This is a genomic window from Savagea faecisuis (genome assembly GCF_042675605.1).
GTDB lineage: Bacteria > Bacillota > Bacilli > Bacillales_A > Planococcaceae > Savagea > Savagea faecisuis.
Genome location: NZ_JBHTJF010000022.1, coordinates 137,103 through 155,290, shown reverse-complemented (window position 1 = coordinate 155,290; position 18,188 = coordinate 137,103). Strand labels below are relative to the sequence as shown.

The following is an 18,188-nucleotide window of genomic DNA, read 5'->3' as shown; positions in this document are numbered from 1 at the left end:
AAAGCTCATTCGTTCAAAATTTGAACGAATGAGCTTCTTTTGATTTTAAAGTGTACATTTTCAAAGGTAGCTTTTTAGTTCTTCGTCAAATGACGTTACTAAGTTTTTTTCATATAAAAAATTCCCCTCAAGAAGACATTGCTTCATGAGAGGAACGATACTTAAAATCCTAAAATTGCTTTAATGACAGATGTTGTTTCTCCGCCTTTATAGAAGACGTACAACAGTAAGTAAACCGCAACACCTGTAATCGCTGTGAAGAACCAAATGATGCTCGTAAATGGTCCGAGCTTACGGTGCTTCGCTAAATTGTTTTTCCATCCTGTGTAAAGCGTGATGATGCCGAATACAGCACTCGTCGTCGCTAAAATGATATGGAACACTAAAAAGATCGTGTAGTAAATTTTTAAATGATCTGGACCACCGAATGCTGTGTTCCCGACGAAAACCGTACGTGAAATATAAATCGTAAAGAACAAGATTGCCGCTACTGCTGCAGCCATCATCGTCTTTTTATGCGCTTCGATTTTACGCTTCGCAATGAGCACCCAACCAATCGCAACTAATATCGCTGAAAGTACAATGAAAAACGTACTAATCGTAGGCAATAATGGTACATCTTGCATGTCACATGCTCCTTTATTTAATTAGTTTGATACAATTCCTCACGTTTTTTACGCTCTTCGATTTCACGCTGTGTAATGACATCTGCGTTTTTCTGCTCGTCACGGTACCATGTGATGAAGATTTTCCCGATAACGACGACGTAAATGAGTTCTTGCATAATTTTCATAATAATTCCACCGAGCTGTTGGTCATACAGTGCCGGCATGCTCGTAAACAATTGCGGTCCTGTAATCGTTGGTGGGAGTGACGCTAATGTTCCAGCTGGTACACAAAGCGCCATCGCTTGTAACCATGCTTCTCCTGTCATATATGTTTCATAAACAGGTACGTCTACGAAAATAATAAGTGTACATGCTGGTGTAATGAGCAAAGCACTTAAAATGACGTAGCCGATTTTTTTCAATCCGTGCAATTGTGGTTGCCCTTCTAACGTGTTAATTAATGGCCACCATAAAAATAGTGCGGAAATGAAAATCGTAATCGTAAATCCTGCGTGTAAAAAGACATTTAATTTTACCGTGTCTAATACAATCGGATAATGATATAACGAGAACATTAAACTGAAAACGAGTAAAGCCACGATCGGCTTTGTCATTAAACGAATGAATTTCGCAAGTGGTGTGATCGCAAATACTTTACGCCACATCCAATTCGGAATCCCGCTCATCATAAATGGTGCGACAATTAATAACAATAATGCCATTTGCGCCATGTGAACGGAAAATAAAATATGTCCAAGCAAGTCCATCGGAGAACCTTTTACAATATAAAGTAAAATCATCGATGCGATGAAATAATTACGTTCTCTCGCTTTTAAAGGTTCCGAACCTTCAAATCGATCACGCCATTTCACTGTAAGTAAAAAATAAAATACAGTTAAGACGACGAGCGATGCTGCAAAATATGGACTCCAAAGTGCCGTCGCTCCAAAAATACTTAACGGTAGCATGTAGTTCGCCCCTTTTTTATCAATCTCTTTTCATTATACGGCTAAAAAAAATCGAACTCAAGCGTACGTTTCACTTTCATTTCATTTTTTTATGAAGTTTCTTCTTTTGTTCTTATTTTGTTCACCTTTCACATTGACATCGATTCGTAAAATAAAAAACAGCCACTTCACGAGGAAGTGACTGTCTTCATTCGATTACCACCAAACGATTGTAAGCATTGCGAGTGGTACGAGTCCACCTAAGATCATGCCTGTATACATAAAGAATTGTGGAATCCCATGTTCTTCTTCCGCCATGTGCATGAAGTAGTAAAATTGTAACCCTACTAAAACTGCTGCGATTAAAAGAACCATTGGTAATACGAAGTATCCTGACATGCCGAGTACTTCATTTTGGTACGCAACGACCATACCGAATGAACAGAGCGTCAAGAAAATCATTAAAGAGAACATCATAATTTGATTGCGCATACCTTCTTTACCGCGTTTGCGATTGAGTTGTTGTTGCGCTGGAGTACGTTTCGTAACTTGAATTTCAGCCATTTTAACCAATCACTCCCATCAAGTATACTACCGTGAAGATGAACACCCACACGACGTCGATGAAGTGCCAGTACAATGAGAATGTATAGTACTTCGTAGCGTTGTAAAGGTTCAATCCACGTTTCGCGTTACGCCAGATTAACAATGTGATCCATACGAGACCTATAGCAACGTGAAGTCCGTGTGTACCGACTAATGTGAAGAATGCTGACGCGAACGCTGAACTACCAAATGTGAAGCCTAAGCCAACGTAGTGCACGAACTCGTAAACTTCTACCATTAAGAAGCCTGTACCGAGAAGTGCTGTAATTGACATCCAAATTTGCATCTTCTTGAAGTTGAAGTTACGCATATGGTAAACCGCGTAAACACTCGTTAATGAAGATGTTAAAAGTAAAAGTGTCATGACGAGAACTAATTTCAAGTCATATAAGCTTTGCGTCGTATGTTCGAATCCTTCTGGACCGCTGTTACGAAGCGCTAAATACGTTGCGAATAATGTTGCGAATAAAATTGTCTCTCCGCCTAAGAATAACCAGAAACCAACAAACTTGTTTTTCGCCTCAAGTGTAGCACGTTCTGGGTGCTCCGGCCAAGTTTCAGGGGTGAACTTATGATTTAAAACATCCATTTAATTATGCCCCCTCTGCGCAATTTCTTTTTCCGTCTGAAGTACTTCTTCTTTCGTTACGTAGAAGCCTAAGTCATCGCGTACAGAACGAGCTGCCATCGCGAAGAATGTTACGACTAAACCACCTACGAGAACTGGTAAGCCCCAAGCATGTTCTAAACGGAACATCGCACCGAAACCTGCGATGAATAAACCTAATGTCATAATGAACGGAAGAATTGATCCGTAAGGCATGTGGATATCTTTCACTGGCTCTGCAGGTAAGAATCCTGATTCGTTCCCATCCATTTTTTCTAACCAAACTGAATCCAATCCACGCACGAGTGGCGTTTGTGGGAAGTTGTAGAATGGTGGTGGTGAAGGAATCGCCCACTCAAGCGTACGTCCGTCTCCCCATGGGTCGTTACCGACACGCTCGTTTTTAATTGTTGCCATAATCGCGTTAAACACGAGAATGATAACACCGATACCCATTGAAATAGCACCGATTGTTGAGATCATGTTTGCTAAGTCCCAACCTTGGTCTGGCATGTATGTCCAAACACGACGTGGCATTCCCCAGAATCCTAACCAGTGTTGGATTAAGAATGTCATGTGGAAACCGATGAAGAAGAACACGAATGTGATCTTTCCAAGTGTTTCGTTTAACATCGTACCGAACATTTTTGGCCACCAGTAGTGTGTACCAGCTAAGATTGCGAGCACTACCCCACCGACGATTACGTAGTGGAAGTGAGCTACGATAAAGTAAGAGTCATGTAATTGGTAATCAAGTGGTGCAGAACCTTGCATAACACCTGTTACCCCACCCATAACGAATGATGGAATGAAACCTAATGCGTAAAGCATTGGTGTTGTTACTTTAATGCTACCGCCCCACATCGTTAAGAGCCAGTTGAAGATCTTAACTCCTGTAGGTACTGCAATTGCCATTGTTGCAACCGCGAAGATCGCGTTCGCTGTTGGTCCAAGACCTACCGTGAACATATGGTGAGCCCAAACCATGAATCCTAAGAAACCGATTAATACTGTTGCGAATACCATTGATGGGTATCCGAAAAGACGTTTACGAGCAAACGTTGAGAAGATCTCAGAGAAAATACCGAATGCTGGTAAAATTAAAATGTAAACTTCAGGGTGACCGAAGATCCAGAAGATATGCTCCCAAATGATCGTGTTACCACCCATTAAGTGGTTGAAGAATTGTCCACCGAACATACGGTCAAATGTTAAGAAGAAAAGACCTACTGTTAATGGTGGGAAAGCGAATAAAATCATCGCTGATGCGATAAACGTAGTCCATGTGAATAATGGCATACGCATGTAAGTCATACCTGGTGCACGCATGTTAATAATCGTAACTAAGAAGTTAATACCTGCCATTAACGTACCAGCACCTGCAATTTGTAAACCTAATGCATAGAAGTCAATACCATGTCCTGGTGATACGAGTGAAAGTGATGCGTATGAAGTCCATCCAGCATCAGGAACCTCACCGAATAACCAAGATAAGTTAAGGAAAATACCTCCGAGCATGAACATCCAAAAACCTAATGAGTTAATAAATGGGAATGCAACGTCACGCGCTCCAATTTGAAGCGGAACAATCGCGTTCATAAATCCGAATAATATCGGCATAGCAGCTAAGAAAATCATCGTCGTACCGTGCATCGTAATCAAATCGTTGAACATACCCGCTGTTACGAAATCGTTTTGCGGAGTAAGTAATTGCCAACGAATGAAGAGCGCTTCAATACCACCGAGTACGAAGAAGAACGCTCCCCCGAGGAGATAAAGAATACCGATTTTCTTATGGTCGACTGTCGTCATCCAGTCCCATACTGCTGCGCCAAAGCCTTTCTTTTGAGCAACTGAACTCACGTTGTTACCTCCTATCCAAAATTCTAGTCATTATTTTTCTTCTACTTTAAGACCCATCAAGTACTCGACTAAAGCGTCCATTTCGTCATTCGAAATTTGGTCTTCGCCGTATGATGGCATTTTGTTACCTGGTTTGTTCTTTTGTGTATCGCGGATCCAGTCTTCTAAGTTCTCTGCGTCATGTGGCATGAACCCTGCAACACGGTTACGGTCACCGAATGTCGCTAAGTTTGGACCTTGTGTACCTGATTGTTTTACGCCACCTTGAACTGCTGTTGCGTCCGTCGCGTGACATCCGATACATCCGCTCTGTACGAATACTTCTTCACCTTTTTGGTTCGCTACTGGTTTTTCATCTGCAGTGTTTTGCATCGCTACAACCCACTCGTCGAATTCAGCACGTGGAAGTGATTTTACTTTGAAGTCCATCAATGCGTGTGATGGTCCGCAAAGCTCAGCACATTTACCATAGAATACGCCATCGCGTAAATCTTTAGATTCTTTTTCGAATACTAAGTAGAACTTGTTCACGTTCTCAACGTTCGTGTCAAGTTTACCCCCTACTGCTGGAATCCAGAATGAGTGTTTTACGTCAGCTGCAATTAAGTTGAAGTATACTTTCTCATCTGTTGGTACTACTAATTCTTGTGCAGTAATAATACCGAGGTCTTTGTATTCAAATTCCCACCAGTATAATTTTGCTGTAACGTCTACGACTAAGTTCTCTGGATTACCTTCCTCATCCGTAGCACCCATCGCTGAAACGTCACCTAACTTATACGTGTAATAAACTGTAACAACTGCGAAGATCAATACGAGAATAATTGGGATAACCGTCCAGACCATCTCGAGGAAATGACTTCCTTCTGTCTGTTCTGGGATATGATCGTCCCCTAATTTTGAACGTCTAAATTTCACGAGTGCAATTGTATAAATTGTGACGACTACGAAAATAACCGATAACATAATTGCTGCTGCAATCATTAACAAGTTAAATTGGTCACGTCCGACTTGTCCTGCTGGCATGAGTGTAGAAATCTCTTCTTGACCACATCCTGCTAAGAAAATCGCGAGCACCGTTAAAAGTGAAAAGAGACGCCACTTTTTAAGTCCTTTTTTCATCGCTTATGAATACCTCTCTTTCCAAATAAAATAATAAGTTATGAGGACTACTAACCTCTTTTATGATGAATTCTACATATCAGAAAGAATTCCGTAGTTAGATGAAGATCGAGAAGATGATCATCGAGACGAATAAGATCGTCATGTAGTTGATGGAATAGACGAACATCCCTGTCGCCCACTTCATATCATCTTTCGCTTTGAAACCTCTCACCGACAAAATGAGCCAACCGATATTGAGTACTGTCGCAAGCAGGATAAATCCGAGCCCGAGTTCTTTTAATAAGAACGGTAGTGGGAATAACAACAAGATCCATCCGAGAATGGAAATTTTCGTTCGTTTAAATCCTTTCACGACTGGTAACATTGGAATGCTCGCCGCTCTGTACTCTTCCGTTCTGCGCATCGCTAACGCATAGAAATGCGGTGGTTGCCATGCGAACATGATGAGAAACAGTGCCCAAGCACCAAATCCTAGCGTCGGTTCAACTGCTGCCCAACCGATGAGCGGTGGGATAGCCCCTGAGAAGCTTCCGACTACTGTGTTGCTAACGTGCTTGCGCTTAGACCACATAGAATAAATGACAACATAACTGACAACTCCTGCAACCCCGAGCCATCCTGCGACGTTATTAATAGAGAAGAGAAATAACTCCCCTGCAATAATGAGCACCATCGCGATGGTGAAGACTGCTTTACCGTCAAAACGCCCCGTTACCGTCGGACGTTCTTTCGTGCGCGTCATCAGCGGATCGATATCACGGTCAATCCAGTTGTTCATCGCAGCAGAACCTGCAATGATTAGCGCCGTACCTAACAACGTTAATACGAGTAAGTCTAAACTGTGAAGAAAACTTTTGTTGGTGAATTGAAATGCCAGAAACAGGCCTGTGAACGTCGTAATTAAATTAGAGTTCACAATTCCGATTTTAATGAGTGCTAAAAATTCTTTCACAAATGACTTCGTTTCGACTTCTTTTTTGACATTTTGTGAAATCGCACGCCCATTTGACATAATAACCCTCCTTTCAAAGTTATCTTAAAAGCTTACTACTATACTTCACTATAACGAAAATTCGAGAAAATTTCTAGAGTAATTCACAATTATCTCGAATTTCCATGGTAATACGACTAAATACGTCGTCACTTACTTATAGTAAATCATTTCCCCACTTCTTTTGTGAAGTTAAAACGTCTTTTTTATGAACAAATTGTGAAAAACCGTTTGAAAATGCGTTTGTGAATTGAATAACATTGTTTTTTACACATTTTTTCGCTATCATCATGACAGTGCGACACAAGTGAAAAGCACAATTTTTTATAAAAGTAGGTGTATCTCATTTGCGATACAGTAAAAATTTAAAATGGTTCGGTCTCATTTCGACAATCGGAATGTTGTTTATTTTGCTCGGGGGCTCACTCGTCACGAAAACGGATAGTGGAATGGGTTGTGGACGCCACTGGCCAGGATGTAATGGAAAACTCATCCCTGATGTCATTACGACAGAAGTGTTGATCGAGTTCTCGCATCGCCTCGTCACAGGAGTCGTCGGCATTGCGATCGTTCTCCTCGCTGTCTGGTCATGGAAAGCGCTCGGACATATTCGCGAAACGAAATTTTTAGCGATCACAGCGGTCTTCTTCCTCATCTTGCAAGCGCTCATCGGAGCCGCACAAGTGTTGTGGGGACAAGGGGACTTCATCTTAGCGTTGCACTTCGGAATTTCTTTAATTTCATTCGCAGCCGTTTTATTACTGACGCTCATCGTTTTCGAAGTCGATAAAAAATTCGATGCAGACGGCGTGCGCTTCGGTTCGAAATTGCGATTCCATACGATCGGAATTACCGTCTATGCTTATTTAGTCATTTATACAGGCGCACTCGTACGCCATACGAATTCAGAGCTCGTCTGCCCATCGTGGCCATTTTGTCACGACGGCTCAGGAAGCTCATCTCTCATGCCTGCTTCGTTTGAAGAATGGGTACAAATGGGACACCGACTCGCAGCAGGTCTATTATTCCTTTGGATCGTGTACGCTGCCATTCATGCGGTGAAACATTATAAAGATCAACGTGTACTATATTGGGGTTGGATTATCGCTGCTACACTTGTGACATTACAAGTCATTGCAGGTGCGATCGTCATCTTTACGAAAGCTAATTTAATCGTCGCGATGTTCCACTCTTTATTCGTCACACTGTTGTTCGGCTTGCTCACGTATTTCATTTTATTACTTTATCGTTCAAAACAATAAAGCACATTCCTTTTCGATGTTCGACGTCGGAAAGGAATTTTTTTATGAAAAAAGCAAGCGGAAACGAAAATTTCGTCTCCGCTTGCTTATTTTTAATGTTCCATTTCGATTAACAAATCACCCGGTGCGATTGAATCGCCTGCTGTGACGTGAATTTTCTTCACGACACCGTCGAATGGCGCTTGGATTGTCGTTTCCATTTTCATCGCTTCCGTGATAAGTAAATGCTCTCCTCGGCGTACGCGAGTGCCTTCCGCTGTCGCTACTTGCAACACCGTTCCTGGCATTGTCGCTCCGATATGAGCATCGTTCGCTGGATCTGCTTTTTGTTTGTTCTCTATGTCAGATTCCGCGTGAACGTCTTGGATGACGACTTCACGAGGCTGACCGTTCAATTCGAAGAAGATGACACGTGTACCATCCGATTGTGGTTCTCCGACTGATACAAGTTTGACGATCAATGTTTTTCCTTTTTGAATCGTCACTTCGATTTCTTCTCCTAAACGCATTCCGTATAAGAACTCTGGCGTGTCGATGACCGATACGTCTCCAAATTCTTTCAACGTCGCCGCATACTCTTCGAACACTTTCGGATAGAGTGCGTACGCTAATACGTCTTTCTTCGTCACCGGACGCTCTAACATCGGTGCTACTTTTTGTTCTAGTTCTTCAAAGTCCACAGGCTCTAACAATTCGCCTGGACGAACTGTAATTGGCTCGCGGTCTTTCAAGATGACTTTTTGAAGTTCTTTCGGGAAGCCACCGTGTGGTTGACCTAAATATCCTTGGAAGAACTCGATCACTGAGTCTGGGAAGTCGATCGTGTCGCCACGCTCGATGACAGACTGCTCATCCAAATCGTTTTGAACCATGAATAATGCCATATCGCCGACGACTTTTGATGAAGGCGTTACTTTCACGACGTCTCCGAACATTAAGTTTACACGTGAATACATATCTTTCACTTCATCCCAACGCTCTGCGAGTCCTACTGCACGCGCTTGTTGTTGAAGGTTTGAATATTGTCCACCTGGCATTTCGTGCACGTAAATTTCTGAATGCGGGCTGTTCATGCCGCTTTCGAAATGCTGGTAATATTTGCGGATATCTTCCCAATAGTAAGATAATTGTTCGAGTGATTCGATATTAGCGTTCATCGCACGCTCTCCGTGTTGAATCGCGTAGTACAATGAGCTCGCTGACGGTTGTGATGTAAGTCCAGCCATCGATCCGAGCGCTGTATCAACGATATCTACACCTGCTTCAATTGCTCGCGCATATGTGTATACACCGTTACCGCTCGTATCGTGCGTGTGCAAGTGAATTGGAATATCGACTGTTTCTTTCAATTCTGAAATTAAACGATATGCCGCTTCCGGTTTTAATAAACCAGCCATATCTTTCAATCCGAGAATGTGAGCACCTGTCGCTTCTAATTCTTTCGCCATATCTTTGTAGTATTGCACCGTATACTTCGCACGTGAGTCATCTAAAATGTCCCCTGTGTAGCAAAGTGTCGCTTCGGCAATTTTGCCTGATTGACGAACTTCGTCGATTGCGACTTCCATTCCTTTAATCCAGTTTAAACTGTCGAAAATACGGAAGACGTCAATGCCTGACTGTGCCGATTCTTGAACGAATTCACGAATGACATTGTCTGGGTAGTTCGTGTATCCGACAGCGTTCGCACCGCGCAGTAACATTTGGAACATGACGTTCGGAATTTGTTTGCGCAGGCGCTCAAGACGTTGCCACGGATCTTCTTTTAAGAAACGGTACGATACGTCGAACGTTGCGCCGCCCCACATTTCGAATGAGAATAAATCTGGAAGTAAATGCGCTGCTTCACTTGCGATATTCGTCATATCTGACGTACGAACACGCGTCGCTAACAATGACTGGTGCGCGTCACGGAATGTCGTATCTGTCAATAAGACGTTTTGTTGGTCTTTCACCCATTGAACGAGTCCATCGGCACCGCGCTCATCGAGAATTTGCTTCGTACCGGGTTGAGGTGCTTTTGACAAATCGACAATCGGCTTGCGTGGGTGATGGAAAATCGGCTTCGAATCGTTACCGATTTCAGGGAAACCGTTCACCGTAATATTTCCGAGGTAATTCAAAATTTTCGTACCACGGTCTTTACGCGGTTTAAATTCGAATAACTCAGGCGTCGTATCGATAAAGCTCGTATCGTAGTTTCCTGTTAAGAAATCTGGATGACGAACGACGTTTTCTAAAAACGGAATGTTCGTTTTAATTCCGCGAATCCGGAACTCTTGCAAGTTACGGTCCATTTTCGTCGCCGCTTCTTCAAATGACATTCCCCATGTCGATAATTTTACGAGTAATGAATCATAATACGGTGTAATAATCGCTCCTTGGAAACCGTTACCCGCATCTAAACGAACTCCGAATCCTCCACCGGAACGGTACACAGAAAGTCGACCTGTATCAGGCATAAAGTCATTTAACGGGTCTTCTGTAGTAACGCGAGATTGAATCGCATATCCGAATAATGGAATATTTTGCTGCGCTGGTACTCTGGCAACGCTTTCATGTAGGCGCTCACCATTTGCCACATGAATTTGTGTATGAACGATATCGATTCCTGTCACCATCTCAGTAATCGTATGTTCTACTTGGATACGTGGGTTTACTTCGATGAAGTAAAATTTACCATCTGCAACTAAAAATTCGACAGTACCAGCGTTGACGTACTCGATCTCTTTCATCAAGTGAACCGCTGCGTTACAAATGTCTGCACGCAACTCGTCTGACAATGAAATCGACGGTGCAATTTCTACAACTTTTTGGTGACGGCGTTGAATCGAGCAGTCTCGCTCGTATAAGTGAACGACGTTACCGTATTTGTCCGCAATAATTTGGACTTCGATATGTTTTGGATTTTGCACGAATTTTTCAACGTAAACTTCGTCTGAACCGAATGCTGACTTCGCTTCAGATTTTGCACGGTTGTAAGCTTCGACGACTTCGTCTGCTTTTTCAACGATACGCATTCCGCGTCCGCCACCACCGAGTGATGCTTTAATAATAATTGGGTAGCCATGTTCGTCTCCGAACTGTACTACTTCTTCTACGGATGATACAGGACCATCGCTACCAGGTATAACAGGTATGTTTGCATTGATCGCTTGCGTACGCGCTTTCACTTTGTCACCGAACATGTTCAAGTGCTTTGAAGTCGGTCCGATGAAAATGATGCCCTCTTCTTCGAGACGACGAGCGAACTCTTCGTTCTCTGCTAAAAATCCATACCCTGGGTGAATGGCATTGGCGCCACTCTCTTTCGCAATTTTGATGATGCCTTCGATATCTAAGTAAGCATCGATCGGCTTCTTCCCTTCTCCCACCAAGTATGATTCATCTGCTTTGTAACGGTGGAATGAACCACGGTCTTCTGCCGAGTAAATCCCGACTGTCGGAATGTTTAATTCCGTACACGCGCGGAAAATTCGGATAGCGATCTCTCCACGGTTCGCTACTAAAATTTTCTCAATTTGTTGTTGCGCCATATTACTACACTCCCTTATCGCTTAATTCTTTTTTAACAAACATGGATACATTCATCAGTATCCCTAAAGCTAAAGATAACAGAATAAAGCTCGTTCCGCCATAACTAATAAATGGTAATGTTACTCCAGTAAGTGGAATTACGCTCGTTAAACCGCCAATATTCAGGACAGTTTGGATGCCGAATAAACTTCCTAAACCGAACGTTAACATGCGAGCTTGCGGGCTTTTCGTCTTCAATCCAATCGAAAATGCGCGGAAGACGATGAAGCCAATTCCTCCCAATACAATTGTCGTTCCGAATATTCCTAATTCTTCACTAATGACCGCAAAAATCATATCAGTATGGGGCTCTGGTAAGTAACCGAGCTTTTGAACAGATTGTCCGAGACCTAGTCCGGTAATGCCGCCGCTTCCTATCGCGAGGAAGCTATTAATAATTTGAAGTCCCGAACCTTCTGGATATTTGAATGGGTCCATAAAAGCTTTCAATCGGCCTTGACGACCGTCCGTTAAAATCGTATTCGATTTGAACAGCAACAATAAAGCGACCATCGGAATGATCACGACGAACATCGCGACGATCATGCGAAGAAATGATTTTAAACTTAAACCGCTCGCCATAATGACAGTCATCGCTACGAAGACGATAATGAGTGTCGCTCCGACGTCTGTTTCAAGCATGACAAGTCCTGCAACAAATCCTAAAATGAATAACGGCGGACCAACTGACTTATTAAATTGCTCTAACGTACCCTTCTCATTTTTTTTAGCAAAAAAACTAGAAAAATACAAGATAATAATGATTTTTGCAAATTCGGATGGTTGGAAATTTCCGATCGGTGTACGGATCCAACTTTTCGACCCTACTTCTTCCTTACCAAATCCAAAAACTAAGACGGAAAATAAAGAGGCAATCATTGCGATAACCATCACAACCATCACTTTTTTATCTTTGTAATGTTGATGTGGAATCGCTGCGACGACAAAAAATAAAGGGATCGCCAGCAGTACGTGTTTTAACTGTTTCGAAAAATAATAGGTCGAATCATCAAACTTGTTCAGCCCTTGAATCATGCTGGAACTGTACACCATGAGCAAGCCGAATAACGCTAAAATAATATATGTAAGAAAGAGGGGGTAATCGAAATGTTTGTACAATTGTTTCACTTTGTTCATCTCTTGCTCTCCTGCCAATCCGTAAACAAAAAACTCAAACTTAAAAACTAGTTTGAGTTTAGCTGTTATTTTTTCATATATAACTCGTGCAATGCGTTCATTTCTTGCTCTAATCGCGTCAAAATTTCTTTACCGACTTCACTGTCGATTAAATCGAGCTTTACTGCGAAATCGATTTCGCGCGATAAGCCATACATTTGTGTATCTAGTACTTCTTCATAAAGTGGACATTGTGGCATCGTTAAATGATCCATTTGCACTTTAATGAGTTGGGCAATTTTCTCCGCATCTTCCAGCAGTTGCTCAAGCGCTCGTTCTCTGTATGTTTGTTGAACTTTTATTTCCATGAGGACGCCCCCAATTACGTTAAAATACGTTCATTGTTATCAAAGTAAATTGTAACTTTACCACGATGAAATTGCAAGTAATTGGGTTGCTTTTATCACGCGCATCTTTTTTGCCCTTTTCAAATTGTGTCAAACTTTCGAACTTTTCAATTTCTTTCGTTTTTCCACGTTTTTTTCAACGGTTTCTTTCTCGCTCTTTTCACGATATACTAAATAAGTAAGAGAAAAGGGAGGGTTTATCATGAATTTCATGGTACCTATTAAAGGTAAAGTACAATTCGCTATTACACTCGATCCAACCGTTTGGATTTTTGATGACCGTCGCATCGACTTAGAGCAATTTTTCCATACGACGTATGAAGAGGTCGACGAAGATACGAAATATTTACAAGGGATGGGAAAACATTGGTCCCGCGAGATTATGGAAGGGTCTACCGCTCCTCCAACATTGAAAGCTGAAGAAACATTCTCATTGAAAAAAGAATTGAAGGATACGCTCGGCATCCATTTCAAACATTTTTTGAAAAATGCTGAACCACATGAAGACGCGACGACGATTGTCTTTGAGCAAACGACAGGCGAAGAAGTGGCGATTCCATATGACCGCTTAAACGATGTCATTTTACAATACAGTTTGCGCGGCAAACCGTTGCGTGAAGATGGTCCCGTTTACGTGTTGTTCGCAGACGGTTCGAACGTGAAAGACCCGATTCGTCACGTGCAAGCGATCCGCATCGAATAGAGGTGATAGTATGAGAGTACAATGTGCATTATGCGATAAAATCGATAACATACCCGATTTTTCAACGACCGCTAAAAAATTGCGCAATAAACCGATTCGCACCTATTTATGCGATGAATGCAATACCCGTATTACGGAAAATACAGAAGCACGCATCGCGACAGGTCGCTTCAAATTGTATCGCAGTTCTCACACGACAGAAGACCAATTTTAAATGACCGCTGTCCACATCGTAAGGACAAATAAAGGTTCTATAATTTATAACGTTGGTGAAAGAAAAATCACCTTCTCTGAAATACAGAGAAGGTGATGGAATTTCACTAACGTTATTTTTTGTTTTCAATAGAAAACAAGTGAAATCCCATGTAGAATTAAAGTCGACCAAAACCAAATTCAGGAGGGATTTCACTTGTCACTTACTCATTCTATTGGAAAGTTTATTGATATTCAAGACTCAAATATTGTTTTTAATGAAGAGTTTTTCCACATGGGGACTTTTAAAGGGAAAAAATGCAAGTATATCAGCGGAAAATTAAGTTACACACCTACGCATTGTGAGGCGTGTGGAGTTGAAAATCAAAACGATACGATTTATAAAAATGGCTCACAAACTTCAAGGATTACCTTGCCTTTTATCGGGATGTATCCTGCTTATTTATTATTAAAGAAACAGCGCTTTATGTGTAAAGCCTGTAAACAAACATTTACTGCTCAAACATCCATCGTTAAAAAGAATTGTTTTGTTTCACAAAATGTGAAGACTTTAATTGTGATTAAGGCTGCTGAAGCTCGTTCTCTAACCTCTATTGCGAGCGACTGTTCGGTTTCACCAACGACTGTTCAAAGAGAAATTAATCAAGCAGCTAAACTCTTTAAGCCACATTATCAGGCATTGCCTGAACACCTTTCTTTTGATGAATTCAAGTATGCTAAAGGTGAAATGGCATTTGAATATATCAATGCGATGACTGGAGACATATTAGATATTTTAGATCGACGAAATCAATTCACCATTAAAAACCACTTCATTGCGAATTACAGTTTAGCAGATAGAAAGTGCGTCAAGACCGTTACGATTGACATGAATGCAGGTTATGCGACAGTCATAAAAGAATTGTTTCCCAACGCTGAGATTATCATTGACCGCTTTCATCTCGTTCAACTGATTAGTCGCTCGATGAATAAATGTCGGATTCAGGTAATGAATCAGTTCAATAAATCAAACGGAGAAGATCAGAAGAAGTATCGCCGATTAAAAAAGTTCTGGAAATTACTACTTAAAAATGCGATGCGTATTTCTAACACGGAATATAAACATTATCCTTTATTCGGTCAACGAACGGAAGGCGGGATGATAGAAGAAATGTTAGAGTATAGCCCTATCTTAAAGGCGAACTATGTGATTTATCAGTCCTTATTAAAAGCGATGACAAATAAAGATTTTAAAGCGCTCAAATTCCATGTGGTTGAGCCAGTAGATCCACTTATTTCTGGCTATATGAGAACAAGTTTAAAGACACTTAAGAAGCATCTCCCTTACATTCAAAACAGCTTCATCTACCCGTACAATAATGGCCGTATCGAAGGGATTAACAATAAGATTAAAGTGCTCAATCGCGTTGCTTATGGCTATCGAAATTTCATGAATTATAAAAAACGAATTTTGATTCACTTTAAATTAAAGCCATTTGAATCCAATTCTAAACAAAAACAACCATACTCGAAAGTAGCATAATGTAACTTTGAAATCGAAAGTTTTTCACTTGATTTTAAAGTGCGTTTTAAGTTTCTTGGAGTGCAAGGTGCGACTCCTGCGGGAACAGCACGAGCTGAAGACCCCACAGGAGCGTGGTTTTCGCGACGAGGAGGCTGAAGCCGTGCCCGCGGAAAGCGCCACCTGGAACGGAAAGAAACGGGATATTTGAATCACTACATAAAAAAGACTGTCTAGAAAATCAGTTTTACTGATCTTCTAAACAGCCTGATGATTAACCAACTACAGTCGATTAGAATTCTTCACCAACGTTATTTGACAAAGAACCCAAATAAAAAATACGACGCATTCCACTAAGGAACACGTCGTATTTTTTATTGTGCTGCTTCTCGTCGATCGTCTGCCATACGGCGTGCGCGATATAAAATTAAAATCGCTGCTGCGACGAGCAATCCTTCGACGACAGGTAAATAAATTGCTAAAAACGTCAAAATTAAACAACCTAATGCGAGTGACACGTATACGATAATGTTTTGCCACCATTTAATTTTGCGCGCAAATCCTAATTTGTAAACAAAAGCAGATAATAGTAAGACTAGGACGAATAGAATCATCCCACCCGTATCGATGTCAGGAGCATTCTCATAAATGAGACGAGAAATCCCCGTCATCCGTTCATACGCGCGCTCTAAATCTTTCGCATCTTCCATCTCACACTCTCCTCCTCATTCACGATGATTTTATCATTCAGCAAGTTTGCTTTTCTTTTTCATCTTTTCACGTTCGTTTTTATCCAAAATCTTTTTACGCATACGAATCGACTCTGGTGTCACTTCACAATATTCATCGTCACCGATATATTGAAGTGCTTCTTCCAACGTTAAAATACGTGGTTTTTTCGTCGATACCGTTTGGTCTTTCGTCGCTGAACGAACGTTCGTCGCGTGTTTTTGTTTCGTCAAGTTGATCGTTAAATCATTTTCACGTGTATTTTCACCGACGATCATTCCTGCATAAATCGGTGTGCCCGCTTCTACGAACATCGTCCCACGATCTTCGAGTTGCATAACACTGTAAGCTGTAACGACACCGTTTTCCATCGAAACGAGCGCTCCGTTACGTCTTCCTCCAATTTTAGCATTAATATATGGTTTATATGTGTCAAATGTGTGATTGATAATACCGTATCCGCGAGTCAATGTTAAAAACTCTGTCGTATATCCGATCAATCCACGTGCAGGCACTAAAAAGACGACACGCACTTGACCGTTACCGCTATTGATCATATCGAGCATTTCACCTTTACGTTGACCGAGAGACTCGATAACGCCACCTGAATATTCTTCCGGAACGTCGATTTGAACACGTTCGAACGGCTCACATTTCACACCGTCAATTTCACGGATGATGACTTCTGGTTTTGACACTTGAAGTTCATATCCTTCACGACGCATATTTTCGATTAAAATAGATAAGTGGAGCTCTCCACGTCCTGAAACGACCCATGCATCTGGTGAAGCAGTCGGCTCTACGCGGAGCGATACGTCTGTTTCAAGTTGTTGCTCGAGACGCTCTTCAATCTTACGTGCTGTAATCCATTTTCCTTCTTTTCCTGCGAACGGGCTGTTGTTCACGAGGAATGTCATTTGTAATGTTGGCTCGTCAATGTGAAGCTCTGGTAACGCTTCTTGATGACCGACTGGACAAATTGTCTCTCCTACGTCGATATCTTCCATTCCGGAAACCGCTACTAAATCACCCGCGAATGCTTCTTGAATTTCGATACGTTGTAAGCCGAGGAAGCCGTACATTTTCGTTACACGGAACTGTTTCACTGAACCGTCACGTTTTAATAAAGCGACTTGTTCTCCGACTTTCATCGAACCGCGGAAAATACGTCCGATCCCGATACGTCCGACGTAATCGTTGTAATCTAATAATGATACTTGGAACTGAAGTGGTTCTTCACGATTATCGATCGGTGCTGGAATATGTTCGATAATTGCATCGTATAAGTCTTGTAACGTTTCTTTTTGTGCTTCTGGTTCCGGCTCTAAACTTGCTGTACCGTTAAATCCTGAAGCGTACACGACTGGGAATTCTAATTGGTCGTCGTTTGCGTCTAACTCGATGAACAGTTCGAGCACTTCATCAACGACTGCTTCTGGACGCACGAAATCACGGTCAATTTTATTGACGACGACAATCGGCTGAAGATTTGCTTCCAATGCTTTCTTTAATACGAAACGAGTTTGAGGCATACATCCTTCGAACGCATCGACAACGAGAATAACACCGTCCACCATGCGCAAGATTCGCTCTACTTCTCCCCCAAAATCCGCGTGACCTGGTGTGTCTAAAATATTAATTTTCTTATCTTTATAATGAACAGCTGTATTTTTCGCTAAAATCGTAATACCGCGCTCTTTTTCAATATCATCCGAATCCATCGCACGATCATCGACATGCTCATTTTCTCTAAAAATTCCTGATTGCTTTAACAACTGATCGACTAATGTCGTTTTACCATGATCGACGTGAGCGATGATGGCGATGTTTCTAATGTCTGAACGTTCTTTCATTTCTCTTCTCAACTCCGTTTATCTTTTATCATCTCTTTAACTGTGTTATTATAACACATGAATCTACATATCCAAACAAGC

16 protein-coding genes are annotated in these 18,188 nt (G+C 41.6%); 4 read left to right on the top strand and 12 right to left on the bottom strand.

The genetic code is table 11. The features are described 5' to 3' along the window. Positions 1-161: 161 nt before the first annotated feature. The 7 genes from ACFQ0V_RS05505 to cyoE all read right to left on the bottom strand — a co-directional run bounded on the left by ACFQ0V_RS05505 (position 162) and on the right by cyoE (position 6,768). Positions 162-626, bottom strand: coding sequence for a DUF420 domain-containing protein (locus tag ACFQ0V_RS05505; protein ID WP_381010709.1), 465 nt, complete (start codon positions 624-626; stop codon positions 162-164). A 17-nt stretch (positions 627-643) separates the two neighbouring features. Then, on the bottom strand, positions 644-1,576 hold the full coding sequence (gene ctaG / locus ACFQ0V_RS05500) for a cytochrome c oxidase assembly factor CtaG (protein ID WP_381010706.1): 933 nt from the start codon (positions 1,574-1,576) through the stop codon (positions 644-646). A gap of 195 nt (positions 1,577-1,771) precedes the next feature. Beyond that, positions 1,772-2,119 carry a cytochrome C oxidase subunit IV family protein gene (locus ACFQ0V_RS05495; protein ID WP_381010703.1) on the bottom strand — a complete coding sequence of 116 codons (348 nt, stop codon included), beginning with the start codon at positions 2,117-2,119 and terminating at the stop codon, positions 1,772-1,774. Between the two features lies 1 nt (position 2,120). Further along, a complete protein-coding gene (locus ACFQ0V_RS05490; protein WP_381010701.1) occupies positions 2,121-2,750 on the bottom strand; it encodes a cytochrome c oxidase subunit 3 in 630 nt (209 codons plus the stop codon). Then, entirely contained in the window at positions 2,751-4,631 is a 1,881-nt protein-coding gene (ctaD, locus tag ACFQ0V_RS05485) for a cytochrome c oxidase subunit I (protein WP_381010699.1), read from the bottom strand. Between the two features lie 30 nt (positions 4,632-4,661). Further along, positions 4,662-5,753: a cytochrome c oxidase subunit II gene (gene coxB / locus ACFQ0V_RS05480; protein ID WP_381010696.1), complete on the bottom strand. Its 1,092-nt coding sequence runs from the start codon at positions 5,751-5,753 to the stop codon at positions 4,662-4,664. Positions 5,754-5,850: 97 nt separating this feature from the next. Continuing rightward, entirely contained in the window at positions 5,851-6,768 is a 918-nt protein-coding gene (gene cyoE, locus ACFQ0V_RS05475; protein ID WP_381010694.1) for a heme o synthase, read from the bottom strand. A gap of 326 nt (positions 6,769-7,094) precedes the next feature. Between cyoE and ACFQ0V_RS05470 the strand changes: the two genes are divergently transcribed. Then, positions 7,095-8,009 carry a COX15/CtaA family protein gene (locus ACFQ0V_RS05470; protein ID WP_381010692.1) on the top strand — a complete coding sequence of 305 codons (915 nt, stop codon included), beginning with the start codon at positions 7,095-7,097 and terminating at the stop codon, positions 8,007-8,009. 92 nt (positions 8,010-8,101) lie between these two features. Here the strand turns inward: ACFQ0V_RS05470 and pyc are convergent, their stop codons facing one another. The 3 genes from pyc to ACFQ0V_RS05455 form a co-directional block, all read right to left on the bottom strand. Continuing rightward, positions 8,102-11,545: a pyruvate carboxylase gene (pyc, locus tag ACFQ0V_RS05465; protein WP_381010689.1), complete on the bottom strand. Its 3,444-nt coding sequence runs from the start codon at positions 11,543-11,545 to the stop codon at positions 8,102-8,104. Positions 11,546-11,549: 4 nt separating this feature from the next. Continuing rightward, positions 11,550-12,722, bottom strand: coding sequence for an FtsW/RodA/SpoVE family cell cycle protein (locus ACFQ0V_RS05460; RefSeq protein WP_381010686.1), 1,173 nt, complete (start codon positions 12,720-12,722; stop codon positions 11,550-11,552). 65 nt (positions 12,723-12,787) lie between these two features. Continuing rightward, a complete protein-coding gene (locus tag ACFQ0V_RS05455) occupies positions 12,788-13,069 on the bottom strand; it encodes a DUF1507 family protein (protein ID WP_381010683.1) in 282 nt (93 codons plus the stop codon). A 241-nt stretch (positions 13,070-13,310) separates the two neighbouring features. Between ACFQ0V_RS05455 and ACFQ0V_RS05450 the strand changes: the two genes are divergently transcribed. The 3 genes from ACFQ0V_RS05450 (at position 13,311) to ACFQ0V_RS05440 (ending at position 15,546) form a co-directional block, all read left to right on the top strand. Continuing rightward, on the top strand, positions 13,311-13,811 hold the full coding sequence (locus ACFQ0V_RS05450) for a peptidyl-prolyl cis-trans isomerase (protein ID WP_381010680.1): 501 nt from the start codon (positions 13,311-13,313) through the stop codon (positions 13,809-13,811). Positions 13,812-13,821: 10 nt separating this feature from the next. Continuing rightward, positions 13,822-14,025, top strand: coding sequence for a YlaI family protein (locus ACFQ0V_RS05445; RefSeq protein WP_194561307.1), 204 nt, complete (start codon positions 13,822-13,824; stop codon positions 14,023-14,025). A gap of 195 nt (positions 14,026-14,220) precedes the next feature. After that, positions 14,221-15,546, top strand: coding sequence for an ISL3 family transposase (locus ACFQ0V_RS05440; protein WP_381010677.1), 1,326 nt, complete (start codon positions 14,221-14,223; stop codon positions 15,544-15,546). 353 nt (positions 15,547-15,899) lie between these two features. Here the strand turns inward: ACFQ0V_RS05440 and ACFQ0V_RS05435 are convergent, their stop codons facing one another. After that, a complete protein-coding gene (locus ACFQ0V_RS05435; protein WP_235960993.1) occupies positions 15,900-16,235 on the bottom strand; it encodes a YlaH-like family protein in 336 nt (111 codons plus the stop codon). Between the two features lie 33 nt (positions 16,236-16,268). Continuing rightward, a complete protein-coding gene (gene typA / locus ACFQ0V_RS05430) occupies positions 16,269-18,107 on the bottom strand; it encodes a translational GTPase TypA (protein WP_381010674.1) in 1,839 nt (612 codons plus the stop codon). Positions 18,108-18,188: the final 81 nt, after the last annotated feature.